Below are 15217 nucleotides of genomic sequence, written 5' to 3'. Positions count from 1 at the left end.
CGACCCTCGCACCGGCTGCCGCGCCCACCGCCCGCTGCCGGCCGGCCCCACGCGCGCTGTCGCGCCCACCCGGCGCGGCCCCGCCCGCAGCAGGCCGTGCCCGGCCGGCCCGCTGCGCTCGGGTAGCTGGCCCCGATGGTCCCGTCGATCGGCCCCGGCGGCAGGCCGGTTCGATCCGGAACCATTTCATCCGTAACTGCGCTCCCGGCTCGCGGCGGGCAGGCCGGCGCGCACCATTACGCCCCACACGTTTTCTTACAAAGGTACACGGCTTGTCATCCGGCGCGCCGCTACAGTCGGCTCCATCGACGAACCTACCGGAGACTCACCATGAAGCTGAAACGGATCGCACTGCTCGCCACCCTCGCCGTCGCGCTCGGCGGCATGCTCGGCGGTTGCATCGTCGTGCCGGACGGCGGCTATCACCATCATCACGACTACTACCGCTACTGATGCGGGTTCACGCGAGTTCGGGCGAGTCCCGGCTTGCATGCAAGCGTTCATGGCGTGCTATTGTTGATTCGTCGGCTCCGAGTTTCACCGGTGACGGAAAGCGACTCTCAACCCCATCTCGAGCATGGCCATGAGCGACGTACACCACAACCTCACCCACCACGACCGCGTCGACCTGCTGTGCTGGCTCACGGTCGGAAATCTCGGCGCGTTCTATCTGAACGAATCCTGGCCGTCGGCGCCGTTCCAGGTTCAGGCGGCGCACAAGTGGCTCGATCGCCATCTGCGCGAGGCCGACTGGCTGTGCATCGCGAAGCTCGCCGCCGTCGCGCTCGACATCGCGAAGAAGCACGCGAGCTTCGTGGAGGCGGCCTGGGCCCGCGACGCCGTCGAGGAAATCATCGACAGCGAGGATCTCGACCGCCAGTCGCGGCTCGTCGAGCTGGTGCTCGACGACTGCCGCGCGGCGCTGGCCGACCGGCGCATCGCCGATTGAGCACGCGGCCCGGCGCCCCCGCCCCATTCGCGCTGCCGCCCCGAAATCTCGCCACCCGAACGCGATACAATTGCCGTTTTCGCGGGCGGCCTTGCCGCGCGAGCGCCGGCCACCGCCGTGCCGCCTCGCGCCGCCGGCCGCCCCGCCCGGCTCCCTCGGCGCCCGCAGCGTGGCGGCGCGAGCGAGCCCGGCGCCACGCGAACCGGCACAACATCTGATCCAGAAAGGTTTTCCATGAGCCTCAAATGCGGCATCGTCGGCCTGCCCAACGTCGGCAAGTCCACCCTGTTCAATGCGCTGACCAAGGCCGGCATCGCCGCCGAGAACTATCCGTTTTGCACCATCGAGCCGAACGTCGGCATCGTCGAGGTGCCGGACGCGCGCCTGAAGGCGATCTCGGCGATCGTGAAGCCGGAGCGGATCGTGCCGGCCGTGGTCGAGTTCGTCGACATCGCCGGCCTGGTGGCGGGTGCGAGCAAGGGCGAAGGGCTCGGCAACCAGTTCCTCGCCAACATCCGCGAGACCGACGCGATCACGCACGTGGTGCGCTGCTTCGAGGACGAGAACGTGATCCACGTGGCCGGCCGCGTGAGCCCGCTCGACGACATCGAGGTGATCAACACCGAACTCGCGCTGGCCGATCTGGCCACCGTGGAAAAGGCGCTCGCGCGCTACTCGAAGGCGGCCAAGTCGGGCAACGACAAGGAAGCGGTCAAGCTCGCCGCCGCGCTCGAGAAGGTACGCGCGCATCTCGATCAGGGCAAGGCGGTGCGCGGCCTCGAGCTGTCCGACGACGAGCGCGCGATTCTCAAGCCGTTCTGCCTGATCACCGCGAAGCCCGCCATGTACGTGGCCAACGTCAAGGACGACGGCTTCGAGAACAACCCGCACCTCGACGCGGTACGCCGCTACGCCGAGGCCGAGAAGTCGCCGGTGGTGGCCGTGTGCGCCGCGATCGAGGCGGAAATCGCCGACCTCGACGACGCCGACAAGGAGGCCTTCCTCGCCGACATGGGCATGGACGAGCCGGGCCTGGACCGCGTGATCCGCGCCGGCTTCAAGCTGCTCGGCCTGCAAACCTACTTCACGGCCGGCGTCAAGGAAGTGCGCGCCTGGACGATCCACATCGGCGACACGGCCCCGCAGGCCGCGGGCGTGATCCACACCGATTTCGAGCGCGGCTTCATCCGCGCGCAGACCATCGGCTATGACGACTACATCACCTACAAGGGTGAGCAGGGCGCGAAGGAAGCGGGCAAGATGCGCGCCGAAGGCAAGGAATACGTGGTCCACGACGGCGACGTGATGAACTTCCTGTTCAACGTCTGACACCGCTCGCGCCCGGGCGGCCCCACCAGCGGCCGCCCGGGCGCCCCGCCGGCGCCGCGCCCGCGGCCGCCTGCCGGCACCGGTGCGGCCAGCGTCGCGATCGGGAGCGCCTCGAAGCTCGCCGTCTACTTCGGCGCGCCCATCTCGAAGCTCACGCGCGCCAGCCTCAGCCAGATCAGGCATCGGCTGCCGATGCCCGCCGCACGGCGGCATCGGCGCGGGCGCCGCAGGCCCGCCGGGGCGGTGCCGCGAGGCCACCACCGGATAGCCGATAGGCACACGCGCCGACCACCGCCGGGGCGCGAGATCCCATCAGGGCCGCGTCCGGGCCGGTAGCCCCGTCCGGGACGGCGGAGCCACCGGCCCGGCGCGCGCAGTACAATACGCGGTCCCGCCGCGCCTGGCTCGCGGTCGCGCCGCCGTCCAGTCACGGCAGCGCTCCGGTCCGCACCGGCCCCTCCGTCGCCCCTCGCCGCCGCACGCGGCCGGCGACGGCCCAACCTTGACGAGTTCCACTGACGCAGATGGCCCAATACGTATTCACGATGAACCGGGTCGGCAAGATCGTGCCGCCCAAGCGCCAGATCCTGAAAGACATCTCGCTGTCGTTCTTCCCCGGCGCGAAGATCGGTCTGCTCGGCCTGAACGGCTCGGGCAAGTCGACGCTGATCCGCATCATGGCGGGCGTGGACAAGGACATCGAGGGCGAAGCCACGCCGATGCCGAACCTGAACATCGGCTACCTGCCGCAGGAGCCGCAGCTCGACCCGTCCAAGACCGTCCGCGAGACGGTGGAAGAAGGGCTCGGCGACGTCTTCAGCGCGCAGAAGAAGCTCGATGAGATCTACGCCGCCTATGCCGAGCCCGACGCCGATTTCGACGCGCTCGCGGCCGAGCAGGCCAAGTACGAGGCGATCCTCGCCGCCTCCGACGGCGGCAGCCCCGAGCAGCAGATCGAGATCGCCGCCGACGCGCTGCGCCTGCCGCCCTGGGATGCGAAGATCGAGCATCTGTCGGGCGGCGAAAAGCGCCGCGTCGCGCTCTGCAAGCTGCTGCTCGAGAAGCCCGACATGCTGCTGCTCGACGAGCCGACCAACCACCTCGACGCGGAATCGGTGGAGTGGCTCGAGCAGTTCCTGACGCGCTTCCCGGGTACGGTGGTGGCGGTCACCCACGATCGCTACTTCCTCGACAACGCGGCCGAGTGGATTCTCGAGCTCGACCGCGGCCACGGCATTCCCTGGAAGGGCAACTACAGCAGCTGGCTCGACCAGAAGGAAGCGCGGCTGAAGCAGGAAGAGGCGTCCGAATCGGCTCGCCAGAAGGCGATCAAGAAGGAACTGGAGTGGGTGCGCCAGAACCCGAAGGGCCGCCAGGCGAAATCGAAGGCGCGGATCGCGCGCTTCGAGGAGCTGAGCAGCCAGGAATACCAGAAGCGCAACGAAACGCAGGAAATCTTCATCCCGGCCGGCGAGCGCCTCGGCAACGAAGTGATCGAGTTCAAGAACGTCAGCAAGGCCTATGGCGACCGCCTGCTGATCGACAACCTCAGCTTCAAGATTCCGGCCGGCGCGATCGTGGGCATCATCGGGCCGAACGGCGCGGGCAAGTCGACGCTGTTCCGCATGCTGACGGGCAAGGAGCAGCCGGATTCGGGCGAGATCATCCACGGCCCGACCGTCAAGCTCGCCTATGTCGACCAGAGCCGCGACGCGCTCGCGAGCGAGAAGACCGTGTTCGAGGAAATCTCGGGCGGCGCCGACGTGCTGACGGTCGGCAAGTACGAAACGCCGTCGCGCGCCTACATCGGCCGCTTCAACTTCAAGGGCGGCGACCAGCAGAAGATCGTCGGCAACCTGTCGGGCGGGGAGCGCGGGCGCCTGCACCTGGCCAAGACGCTGATCGCCGGCGGCAACGTGCTGCTGCTCGACGAGCCGTCGAACGATCTCGACGTGGAAACGCTGCGCGCGCTGGAAGACGCGCTGCTCGAATTCGCGGGCTCGGTCATGGTGATCTCGCACGATCGCTGGTTCCTCGACCGGATCGCGACCCACATTCTCGCGTTCGAGGGCGATTCGCAGGTGGTGTTCTTCGACGGCAACTACCAGGAATACGAAGCGGACAAGCGCGCGCGCCTCGGCGAGGAGGCCGCCAAGCCGAAGCGGATCCGCTTCAAGCCGATCAGCCGCTGAGCGGCACGCGGCAACCCGGGCAACGGGCGGCTTCGCCCGTTGCCCGGTGAGCGGCGAGGCCGCACGACGCGGGCGCGCCGCGCCTCAGGCGGGCACGCCCAGCTCGCGCAGTCGCGCCTCGGTGGCGGCCGCGTCCGTATGGCGGATGCCGTGCCAGCCGAGCGCGGCGGCCGCCTGCACGTTGCGCGGGTTGTCGTCGATGAACACGAGTTCGCCCGGCGCGATGCCGGGCAGTTGCGCGGCGATGCGCGCGAACATCTCGCGATAGATCGCCGGATCGGGCTTGGCGAGCTTCACGCGCCCCGACACCACGATGTCGCGAAAGCGGCGCAGCACCGCATAGCGCTGCCACGCATACGGGAACGTCTCGGCCGACCAGTTGGTGAGCCCGAACAGCGGCACGCCGGCCGCGTCGAGCCGCTCGACCAGCGCGACCCCGTCGTCGAACTGGCCCGCCACCATCTCGGGCCAGCGCGCGTAGAACGCGCGGATCAGCGCCTCATGCTGAGGAAACGCGGCGACCTTCTCGGCGGTGCCGTCCGCGAGCGTCTGCCCGGCGTCCTGCCGCACCACCCAGTCCATCCCGCAGACCTCGGTGAGAAAGCGCCGCCGCGCTTGCGCGTCGGGAATCAGCTGCCGGTACAGATACTCGGGGTTCCAGTCGATCAGCACCCCGCCGAAATCGAACACGACCGCCCGGATGGCTGGCATACCTCCCCCTTCCGAATCCGCCCGGCGCGTCAGAGCGGCCGCGTGCGCGCCTCGAGCCAGGCCCGCGCCGCCCCGGTGACGAGCGGGCCGACGCGCTCGCGCACCGTCGCATGATAGTCGTCGAGCCAGGCGCGCTCGCCCGCGTCGAGCAGTTCGGCCAGCACGCAGCGCGTGTCGATCGGGCACAGCGTGAGCGTCTCGAACTCGAGGAAGTCGCCGAACGGCGTCTGTCCCGCCGCGCGGTTCAGCACCAGGTTCTCGATGCGCACGCCCCATTGCCCGGGCCGGTACACGCCCGGCTCGTTCGAGGTGATCATGCCCTCCTCCATCGCCGTCTGCGGATCGGCCGCCGCGTAGTGCGCGATCACCTGCGGGCCTTCGTGGACGTTCAGGAAATAGCCGACGCCGTGACCCGTGCCGTGGCCGTAGTCGAGCCCGGCGGCCCACATCGGCGCGCGCGCGATCGCGTCGAGCATCGGCGAGCGGATGCCGCGCGGGAAGCGCGCGCGCGACAGCGCGATCATCGCCTTCAGCACGATCGTGAAGTCGCGCCGCTGCGCCTCGCTCGGCGTGCCGATCGGCACCACGCGCGTGATGTCGGTGGTGCCGCCCACGAACTGGCCGCCCGAGTCGATCAGCAGCAGCCCGTCGCCCTCGATCGTCGCGTGCGCCTCGGGCGTCGCCCGGTAATGCGGCATCGCGCCGTTCGCGTTGAAGCCGGCGATGGTCGCGAAGCTCGGCGACACGAAGCCGGGCTGTCGCGCGCGCGCGGCGTTCAGCTGCTCGTCGATGGTCAGCTCGGTCACGGTCTCGCGGCCGAGCGCGGCCTCGAACCAGGCGAAGAATTCGGCCAGCGCCGCGCCGTCGCGCGCCATCGTCTCGCGCACGTGGGCGATCTCGGCCGGCGTCTTGCGCGACTTCGCGAAGGTCGACGGGTTGACGGCCTCGGCCAGCCTCACCGTGTCCGGCACCGCCTGCAGCGAGCCGAACGTCACGCGGCGCGGATCGATCAGCAGCGTGCTGCCGGCCGGCAGCGCGGCCAGCGCGGCGGCGGCCGTCTCGTAGGCGCGCACCGTCACGCCGTCGGCCGCGAGCGACGCCTGCAGCGCCGCGTCGAGCTTGCCGTCGACGACGAACAACGTCGCCTGGTCGGCCGTGATCAGCGCATGCGCGACGAACACCGGGTTGTAGCTGACGTCGGCGCCGCGCAGGTTGAACAGCCACGCGATGTCGTCGAGCGTCGAGATGAAATGGACCCCGGCGCCCTGCGCGCGCATCGCCTCACGCACCTGCGCGAGCTTGGCGGCGCGCGCGATCTGCGCGTGCGGCGCGACGTGCTCGAACACGGGCGCCGCCGGCAGCGCGGGACGCTCCGGCCAGATCCGCTCGAGCAGATCCAGATCGGTGCGCAGCACCACGCCGCGCGCGGCCAGCGCCGCGGCCAGCGCGCGCGCGGCGGCCACGCCGAGCACCGCGCCGTCCACGCTGACCGCGGCGCCGGCCGGCACGTGCTCGGCGAGCCATTCGACGTGCGGCTGGGTCTGCTGGCCGCCCATCATCTTCATCAGCTGCACGCCGGTGCCGTCGAGTTGCGCGGCGGCCTGCACCCAGTAGCGGCTGTCGACCCAAAGGCCGGCGAAATCGGCCGTCACGACCAGCGTGCCGACCGAGCCGGTGAAGCCGGACAGCCAGCGGCGCGACTGCCAGTGCTCCGGCAGGTATTCCGACAGGTGCGGATCGGCAGACGGCACGAGGCAGGCGGCGACGCCCTCGCGCGCCATCGCGCTGCGCAACAGGGCAAGCCGGGCGGGGACGGGCGAGACGTCGGGATGACGGGCGTTCATGTTGGATTCCATCCGTGAGGGTTCAGCGGCGGGCGAGCGCGCCCATGGTCAACGTGGTGGCGACGAGCGCCGTGACGGCACAGACCGGCCATTCGAGCGTGCCGCCGTCGTGGAACAGCCCGGTGAGATTGCCGGCCAGCCTGGCGACGACCGCGCCGGCCAGCGCCGCGACCAGCGCCGCGCGCCAGCCGCGCCGGCCGGTGCGGGCCGGATGCAGCCACCAGCCGAGCCCACCCACGGCAAGCCCCAGGACGACGATTCCCGGCCAGTTCATCGCGCGCCTTGTTTCGAATTTTCGATCGCCATTGCCCCGGGCCTGACCGAAACGCGCGGAGTCGCGGGCTTGCGCCCGGAGACGACGAGGATTCGGATTGTATTGAGATAGCGCTGACGGAATGACCGCGCGCAGTGGTCGAGTTTAGGGGCCGTCCTGCTGTAAGGCAAGTCTACATAAATGTAAACGCGCCGGTGCCGAAGGGAGCGCCAAATGGAGCACCAAATGCAGCGCCGAATGGAGCCCCGCAGCGGCTCGCGCCGGGTGATCCAGCACTTTTTTCAGCGCGTGCTCGTCGGGCCGGGCCGATCCCGCACGGCAGGGTAAAACCGCGCGAATTCCGGGCAAGCCCGGTTGTCAAGCCGGCAATTCGGGCGCATCGTACCGCGAAGTTGCTGCGACCTGCCGTCGCGCCCATCCACGCCGAGCAGGCTTTTTTCGGCCGTCGGGGCCGGGGCCATGCCTGCCGGAATGCCGCGGCAGCGCCGTCCGACGGGCGCGACCGGCTGCCGCGCGGGATGCGCCGGCGGCCCGGCGGGTCGGCAGCATGGCCGGCAGTGGGAGCAGCGGTAAGACGCTATAATGCGAACCTAAACGATAGTCCCCGGATATGCAGCTTCTCACGATCGGAATCAATCACCACACTGCGCCCGTCGCCTTGCGCGAACGCGTAGCGTTTCCGCTCGAACAGATCAAGCCTGCACTGTCCACGCTGAAGGACGTCTTCCTGGGGCGCCAGGCACGGAACGCGCCCGAGGCGGCGATTCTCTCCACCTGCAACCGCACCGAGCTCTACTGCGCCACCGACGATCGCGCCGCGCGCGACGCGGCGCTGCGCTGGCTGGCCGACTTCCACCGCATCCCGGCCGACGAACTGGCCCCGCACGTCTACGCGCTGCCGCAGTCCGAAGCCGTGCGCCACGCGTTCCGGGTCGCCTCCGGGCTCGACTCGATGGTGCTCGGCGAAACCCAGATCGTCGGCCAGATGAAGGATGCGGTGCGCACCGCCTCGGAGGCCGGCGCGCTCGGCACCTATCTGAACCAGCTGTTCCAGCGCACCTTCGCGGTGGCCAAGGAAGTGCGCAGCACCACCGAGATCGGTGCGCAGTCGGTGTCGATGGCCGCGGCCGCGGTGCGGCTCGCACAGCGCATCTTCGAGAACGTGGCCGACCAGAAGGTGCTGTTCATCGGCGCGGGCGAGATGATCGAGCTCTGCGCGACGCACTTCGCCGCGCAAACGCCGCGCGAGCTGGTGGTCGCCAACCGCACCGCCGAGCGCGGCGCGAAGCTCGCCGAGCGGTTCGGCGGCCACGCGATGCCGCTCGCGGACCTGCCCGCCCGCATGCACGAGTTCGACATCATCGTCTCGTGTACCGCCTCGACGCTGCCGATCATCGGCCTGGGCGCGGTGGAGCGCGCGGTGAAGGCGCGCCGCCGCCGGCCGATCTTCATGGTCGATCTGGCCGTGCCGCGCGACATCGAGCAGGAGGTCGGCAAGCTGAAGGACGTGTTCCTCTATACCGTCGACGATCTCGGCGCGATCGTGCGCGAAGGCAGCGCGTCGCGGCAGGCCGCCGTGGCGCAGGCCGAGACCATCATCGAGACGCGCGTGCAGCACTTCATGCAGTGGCTCGACACGCGCAGCGTGGTGCCGATCATCCGCCACATGCATACGCAGGCCGACGCGCTGCGCCGCACCGAGGTCGAGCGCGCGCAGAAGATGCTCGCGCGCGGCGACGATCCGCTCGCCGTGCTCGACGCGCTGTCGCAGGCGCTCACCAACAAGCTGATCCACGGCCCGACCTCGGCGCTGAACCGCACCAGCGGCACCGAACGCGACCAGTTGATCGACCTGATGCGCGGCTTCTACGCGCATGGCCCGCGCGCCGACAACTAGCGCCGCTGCGCCTTCGGCCGCAGTGCCGGCCCTCCCCCTTTTTCCTTTCGATTCCTCGCCCGGGAGCATCGCTCCAGATCATGAAAACGAGCATGCAAAGCAAGCTCGACCAGCTTTCCAGCCGGCTGGCCGAACTGAACGAACTGCTGAGCCGCGAAAACGTCACCGCCGATCTCGACCAATACCGCAAGCTCACGCGCGAACACGCCGAAATCGGCCCGGTGGTCGAGCAATACGCGCAATGGCGCCTCGCGCGCGGCGACGAGGCCGCCGCGCAGGAGCTGCTGGCCGACGCCTCGATGCGCGAGTTCGCCGAGGAGGAGATCCGCGAGGCCCGCGAGCGCATGGCGCGGCTCGAGGCCGAGCTGCAGACCATGCTGCTGCCGAAGGATCCGAACGACGACCGCAACATCTTCGTCGAGATCCGCGCGGGCACGGGCGGCGACGAGTCGGCGCTGTTCGCGGGCGACCTGCTGCGCATGTATCTGCGCTACGCGGAGCGCCAGCGCTGGCAGGTGGAGATGATGTCGGAGAGCGGCTCGGACCTCGGCGGCTACAAGGAAGTGATCGTGCGCATCGCCGGCCACGGCGCCTATTCGCGGCTCAAGTTCGAATCGGGCGGCCATCGCGTGCAGCGCGTGCCGGCCACCGAGACGCAGGGCCGGATCCACACCTCGGCCTGCACGGTGGCGGTGATGCCCGAGGCCGACGAGATCGCGGAAGTCGAGATCAACCCGGCCGACCTGCGCATCGACACGTTCCGCGCCTCGGGCGCGGGCGGCCAGCACATCAACAAGACCGACTCGGCGGTGCGCATCACCCACCTGCCGACCGGCATCGTGGTGGAGTGCCAGGACGACCGCTCGCAGCACAAGAACAAGGATCGCGCGCTGAAGGTGCTGGCCGCGCGCATCAAGGACAAGCAGTACCACGAGCAGCACGCCCGGGAAGCGGCCACGCGCAAGAGCCTGATCGGCTCGGGCGACCGCTCGGAGCGGATCCGCACCTACAACTTCCCGCAGGGCCGGATGACCGACCACCGTATCAACCTGACGCTGTACCGGCTCGAGGCGATCATGGACGGCGACCTCGACGAGCTGATCGCCTCGCTCGCGAGCGAGCACCAGGCCGAGCTGCTCGCCTCGCTCGGCGAAGCGGACTGACGCGGGCGGCGCCGATCGTCATGAACGCCTCGCCCGTCACCGCGGCCGGCCTGCTGCGCGCCAGCCCGCTCGACGCCGTCGACGCGCGCATCCTGCTCGCGCATGTGCTCGGCTGGAGCCGCACCCAATTAATCACGCGCGCCGACGCGCCGCTCGAGGCCGCGGCCGCCGAGCGCTTTCGCGCGCTGGAGGCGCGGCGCTCGGCCGGCGAACCGGTCGCGCAGCTGGTCGGCTCGCGCGAATTCTTCGGGCTCGCGTTCGAGGTCACGCCCGACGTGCTGATCCCGCGCCCCGAGACGGAGCTGCTGGTCGAGGCCGCGCTCGACGCGCTCGACGGCATCGCGGCGCCCGCCGTGCTCGATCTCGGCACCGGCAGCGGCGCGGTGGCGCTGGCGATCGCCGCCGCGCGGCCCGACGCGCGCGTGACCGCGCTGGACCGCTCGGCCGCCGCGCTCGCCGTGGCGCGCCGCAACGCGGCGCGGCTGCTCGACGACGCGCGCCCCGGCGGCGCCGTGAGCTTGCTCGCAAGCGACTGGTACGCCGCGCTCGGCCCGGCGGCGCGCTTTCACGCCATCGTCAGCAATCCGCCCTACATCGCGCGGCACGATCCGCATCTCGACCAGGGCGACCTGCGCTTCGAGCCGCGCGGCGCGCTGACCGACGAGGCCGACGGCCTGGCCGCGATCCGCCGCATCGTGGCGGGTGCCGGCGCGTTCCTGCTGCCGCGCGGCGAACTCTGGATCGAGCACGGCTACGATCAGGCCGAGGCGGTGCGCGCGCTGCTCTTGCAGGCCGGCTTCCGCGAGGTGGCCTCGCTTGCCGACCTGGCCTCGATCGAGCGCACCACGGGCGGCCGCCGGCCCGGCTGACCGGCAGGCGAGCCGGCCGGCCAGGCCACGCCCGAGCCGCGCAGAAGCGGCCGGTCGGGCAGGCCGAAATCCAGTATCATTTCCTCTCTCACGCCCCGCATCAGCAAGGTTCATCATGGATACCCAACAACGCATCAAGCAAATCGTCGACGAAAACCCGGTCGTGCTCTTCATGAAGGGCACCGCCCAGTTTCCGATGTGCGGCTTCTCGGGCCGCGCGATCCAGGTCCTGAAGGCCTGCGGCGTCGACCAGATCAAGACCGTCAACGTGCTCGAGGACGAGGAGATCCGCCAGGGCATCAAGTCCTTCTCGAACTGGCCGACCATCCCGCAGCTCTACGTGAAGGGCGAATTCGTCGGCGGCTCGGACATCATGATGGAGATGTACCAGTCGGGCGAACTGCAGCAGCTGTTCGCCGCGGCCTGAGCGTTCGATGCAGGCACGCCCCGCGCCGCCGCGGCGCCTGATCGTCGCGATTACCGGCGCGACCGGCGCGATCTACGGGGTTCGCCTGCTGGAGTTGCTGCGCGCGGCGGGCGGTGTCGAAACCCACCTGCTCGTGTCGGCCGCCGGCTGGTTGAATATCCAGCACGAGCTGAAGCTGTCCAAGGACGAAGTCCAGGCGCGCGCCGACGTCGTCCACGCGGTGCGCGACGTCGGCGCCAGCATCGCCTCGGGTTCGTTCGCGACCGACGGCATGGTGATCGCGCCGTGCTCGATGAAAACGCTCGCGAGCGTCGCGCACGGGCTGTCGGACAATCTCATCGCGCGCGCGGCCGACGTCACGCTCAAGGAGCGGCGCCGGCTCGTGCTGATGGTGCGCGAGACGCCGTTCAACCTCGCCCACCTGCGCAACATGACCGCCGTCACCGAGATGGGCGGCGTGATCTTCCCGCCGCTGCCGGCGTTCTATGCCCTGCCCGCCTCGATCGACGAACTCGTCGACCATACCGTCACGCGCGTGATCGACATGTTCGGCATCGGTGCGGCGCGCACCGCGCCCTGGGCGGGCCTGGCCGAGGCCGGCTGAGCCGCGCGCCCCACGCTGCGGGCGCCCGGCCCGCGCACGCCTCGGTGCGGCGTACCGGATGGGCCGTCACGCACCCGATTGACAACCGTTGGGAATCAATCAAATCCTTCCAGGCCGATTTATCGAAGGACCGCGAACGCCTATAGTCGCAGTCGTCACGATTCCCGGTCCCCCGCCATGAGCCGCCTTCCCTCGCTCTACCTGTCCCACGGCGCGCCGACGCTGCCGATCGACCCGTCCCTGCCTGCGCCGGCCTTCACGCAGTTGGGCGCCGAACTGCCGCGCCCGCGCGCGGTGCTGATGCTGTCCGCGCACTGGTGCACGCTCGCGCCGGCCGCCAGCATCGCGACGCGGCCCGACACGATCCACGATTTCCACGGCTTCCCGCGCGAGCTCTACGCGCTGCGCTACCCGGCGCCCGGAGCGCCCGAGCTGGCGCGCCAGGCGGCGGCGCGGCTCGGCGGGGCCGGCATCGCCGCCACCACCACCGAATACGGGCTCGATCACGGCGCCTGGGTGCCGATGCTGCTGATGTTTCCCGAGGCCGACATCCCCGTGGCGCAGCTGTCGATCCAGCCGCGCTCGGACGCCGCGCACCACTTCCGGGTCGGCCGCGCGCTGCGTTCGCTGCGCGACGAGGGCGTGATGGTGATCGGCTCCGGCCAGATCACGCACAACCTGCGCGAGGCCGATTTCGGCGCGACGCCGGCCGACGCCGATCCGCGCGTCGACGAATTCACCAGCTGGTTCGAGGAACGGCTCGCGCGGCGCGAGATCGACTCGCTGCTCGACTATCGCCGGCTGGCGCCGCACGCGCAGCGCATGCATCCGACCGACGAGCACCTGCTGCCGGTGTTCGCGGCGCTCGGCGCGGCCGACGACGACTACCGCCTCGGCATCCAGGCGCTCGGCACCTACCAGCGCGTGCTGGCGATGACGAACTACGTGTTCGCCCCCGGCGCGACCTGAGCGCCGTCGGCTCACCATGCAAAAAGCCCGCCCGGGCGTGCCGGGCGGGCTTTTTTTTACCGCCGCACCGCGCCTGACGGCGGGTGCGGCGAGCGCAGCGCTTACGCGCCGACGTTGTCGAGGATCTCGTCGTGCGACTCGCGCTCTTCCAGATACTGCGTGCGATAGCCGGTGTTGACGCCCCAGAAGTAGAAGCCGAGCGAAACCAGCGCGACGATCAGCATGTCCCAGCCGTAGGGCAGCAGGCCCGAACCGCCGAACTGCTTGCTGCCGACCAGCGACAGGATCGCCATCACCGGCAGATAGGCCACCAGCCACCAGGCGGCCTTCAGGTCGCGGCCCCAGCCGCTCCAACCCGACTTCGCCTGGAAATAGAAGTACACCGGCAGCGCGACGACCATCAGCAGGATGATCTCGCCCGTGAGCGGCCACTTCGCCCAGTACAGGATCAGCGAGGCGCAGACGAACGCGAACGGCGCGATCAGCTTCATGCCAGGGATCGACAGCGGACGCTCGAGGTCCTGGGCCGCCCGGCGCAGCGCCATCAGGCTGATCGGGCCGGTCAGGTACGAGATCACGGTGGCCACCGAGATCACGGCCGCGAGCGAGCTCCAGCCGCGGAAGAAGAACAGGAACACGAACGACACCAGCAGGTTGAACCACATCGCGTTGCGCGGCACGCCGTAGAGCGGGTGCACCGTGCCGAACATCTTCGGCATCGTGTTGTTGCGCTCCATCGCGTAGATCATTCGCGTGGTGGTGGCCATGTAGGTTGTGCCGGTGCCGCTCGGGCTGACGAACGCGTCCACGTAAAGCAGGACGGCGAGCCAGTTCAGGTTCAGCGCGATCGCCAGCTCCGCGAACGGCGAGGCGAAATCGAAATGCTTCCAGCCCTTCGCGACTTCGGTCGGATCGACCGCGCCGATGTAGGCGACCTGCAGCAGCACGTAGATCACGAGCGCGATCAGGATCGAGGTGATCACCGCGAACGGCACGCTGCGCGCCGGGTTGCGTGCCTCACCGGCGAGGTTCACCGGGCTCTGGAAGCCGTTGAACGCGAACACGATGCCGCTGGTGGCCACCGCGGTCAGCACCGCCGACCAGCCATACGGCGCGAACGCGTCGCTGGTGGTCATGCCGAGGTTGTCCGAGTGGAAGCTCGTGAGCAGCAGGCCGAGGATCGTCAGGCCCGGGATCAGGAACTTGAACACCGTGATCGCCGAGTTGGCGCGCGCGAACAGCTTCACGCCCCAGTAGTTCAGCATGAAATAGACGATCACGAGCAGCGCCGAGAGCAGCAGGCCGGGTGTCGTCAGCGAACCGTCCACGAACAGGTTGTGTGCCCACTGGTAGGGCCAGGTGCTCATGTACTGGATCGACGCCTCGGCCTCGATCGGAATCACCGAGACGATCGCGATCCAGTTCGCCCAGGCACTGATGAAGCCGACCAGCGAGCCGTGCGAGTAACGGGCATAGCGCACCATGCCGCCCGACTCGGGGAACATCGCGCCCAGTTCCGCGTAGGTGAGCGCGATCGCCAGGATCACGACGGCACCGATGATCCAGGCGCAGATGGCGGCGGGGCCGGCGATTTTCGCGGCTTTCCAGGCCCCGAAAAGCCAGCCGGATCCGATGATCGATCCGAGACCCGTCAGCATCAGTGCGATCGGGCCAATGTTCCGTTGAATAGAACTGTTCACAACCTCTCCTATGTCTCTCAAAAAGCCTTGTCCTGACGGGCCGAAGATCGTTCGGCTCCGTCGCGCCGGCCTATTTGGGTGCCAGAGTTGCCGGGTCGAGGACAACCCTGCCGTGCGGCGCGTAGTGTACTCGGTTGCACCTCGCGCTTGTCGGCAAAATCATTCGCCATCTACAAAAAAGTGGAGATATCAGCAAGCTTTGTAAGCGTGATGCCGCGAATTTTTTGGGGTTTCCCCTAGGAAATCCGATTTCAAGGTTGACCGTCGCAGTATTTTCACGTATAACGGC

The 15217-nt window shown here is 69.3% G+C and carries 14 protein-coding genes; 10 read left to right on the top strand and 4 right to left on the bottom strand.

Annotated elements, in window-relative coordinates:
- Positions 1-330 precede the first annotated feature (330 nt).
- From KS03_RS33090 to ettA, 4 genes are all read left to right on the top strand, one after another.
- The gene (locus KS03_RS33090) at positions 331-453 is read left to right on the top strand and encodes a hypothetical protein (RefSeq protein ID WP_012734518.1); all 123 of its coding nucleotides are present in this window, start codon (positions 331-333) and stop codon (positions 451-453) included.
- A 130-nt stretch (positions 454-583) separates the two neighbouring features.
- Entirely contained in the window at positions 584-949 is a 366-nt protein-coding gene (locus KS03_RS19260) for a hypothetical protein (protein WP_012734517.1), read from the top strand.
- A 234-nt stretch (positions 950-1183) separates the two neighbouring features.
- Positions 1184-2278: a redox-regulated ATPase YchF gene (gene ychF / locus KS03_RS19255; protein ID WP_012734516.1), complete on the top strand. Its 1095-nt coding sequence runs from the start codon at positions 1184-1186 to the stop codon at positions 2276-2278.
- A gap of 524 nt (positions 2279-2802) precedes the next feature.
- Positions 2803-4470: an energy-dependent translational throttle protein EttA gene (ettA, locus tag KS03_RS19250; RefSeq protein ID WP_012734515.1), complete on the top strand. Its 1668-nt coding sequence runs from the start codon at positions 2803-2805 to the stop codon at positions 4468-4470.
- Between the two features lie 84 nt (positions 4471-4554).
- Here the strand turns inward: ettA and KS03_RS19245 are convergent, their stop codons facing one another.
- From KS03_RS19245 to KS03_RS19235, 3 genes are read right to left on the bottom strand one after another with little or no spacing between them, the layout of a single operon-like run.
- A complete protein-coding gene (locus tag KS03_RS19245; protein ID WP_012734514.1) occupies positions 4555-5181 on the bottom strand; it encodes an HAD family hydrolase in 627 nt (208 codons plus the stop codon).
- Positions 5182-5210: 29 nt separating this feature from the next.
- On the bottom strand, positions 5211-7025 hold the full coding sequence (locus tag KS03_RS19240) for an aminopeptidase P family protein (RefSeq protein ID WP_035983132.1): 1815 nt from the start codon (positions 7023-7025) through the stop codon (positions 5211-5213).
- A 22-nt stretch (positions 7026-7047) separates the two neighbouring features.
- The gene (locus KS03_RS19235) at positions 7048-7299 is read right to left on the bottom strand and encodes a hypothetical protein (protein ID WP_012734512.1); all 252 of its coding nucleotides are present in this window, start codon (positions 7297-7299) and stop codon (positions 7048-7050) included.
- Positions 7300-7909: 610 nt separating this feature from the next.
- Between KS03_RS19235 and hemA the strand changes: the two genes are divergently transcribed.
- The 6 genes from hemA to KS03_RS19205 all read left to right on the top strand — a co-directional run bounded on the left by hemA (position 7910) and on the right by KS03_RS19205 (position 13228).
- Positions 7910-9196 carry a glutamyl-tRNA reductase gene (hemA, locus tag KS03_RS19230; protein WP_012734511.1) on the top strand — a complete coding sequence of 429 codons (1287 nt, stop codon included), beginning with the start codon at positions 7910-7912 and terminating at the stop codon, positions 9194-9196.
- An 80-nt stretch (positions 9197-9276) separates the two neighbouring features.
- Entirely contained in the window at positions 9277-10359 is a 1083-nt protein-coding gene (gene prfA / locus KS03_RS19225) for a peptide chain release factor 1 (RefSeq protein ID WP_012734510.1), read from the top strand.
- 20 nt (positions 10360-10379) lie between these two features.
- Complete coding sequence (gene prmC / locus KS03_RS19220) at positions 10380-11228, top strand: peptide chain release factor N(5)-glutamine methyltransferase (RefSeq protein WP_012734509.1); 849 nt, start codon at positions 10380-10382, stop codon at positions 11226-11228.
- A 115-nt stretch (positions 11229-11343) separates the two neighbouring features.
- The gene (grxD, locus tag KS03_RS19215; protein ID WP_012734508.1) at positions 11344-11655 is read left to right on the top strand and encodes a Grx4 family monothiol glutaredoxin; all 312 of its coding nucleotides are present in this window, start codon (positions 11344-11346) and stop codon (positions 11653-11655) included.
- Between the two features lie 7 nt (positions 11656-11662).
- Positions 11663-12259: a UbiX family flavin prenyltransferase gene (locus tag KS03_RS19210; RefSeq protein WP_012734507.1), complete on the top strand. Its 597-nt coding sequence runs from the start codon at positions 11663-11665 to the stop codon at positions 12257-12259.
- A 177-nt stretch (positions 12260-12436) separates the two neighbouring features.
- Positions 12437-13228 (top strand): DODA-type extradiol aromatic ring-opening family dioxygenase, encoded by a 792-nt coding sequence (locus tag KS03_RS19205; RefSeq protein ID WP_012734506.1) that lies wholly within the window; start codon positions 12437-12439, stop codon positions 13226-13228.
- 101 nt (positions 13229-13329) lie between these two features.
- Here KS03_RS19205 and KS03_RS19200 read toward each other — a convergent pair whose 3' ends face one another.
- The gene (locus tag KS03_RS19200) at positions 13330-14928 is read right to left on the bottom strand and encodes an APC family permease (protein ID WP_012734505.1); all 1599 of its coding nucleotides are present in this window, start codon (positions 14926-14928) and stop codon (positions 13330-13332) included.
- Between the last annotated feature and the right edge of the window lie 289 nt (positions 14929-15217).

The sequence above is a fragment of the Burkholderia glumae LMG 2196 = ATCC 33617 genome (genome assembly GCF_000960995.1).
Taxonomy (GTDB): domain Bacteria; phylum Pseudomonadota; class Gammaproteobacteria; order Burkholderiales; family Burkholderiaceae; genus Burkholderia; species Burkholderia glumae.
Note: the sequence above shows the minus strand (reverse complement) of the source record. Positions and strands in the feature narration are given on the sequence as shown.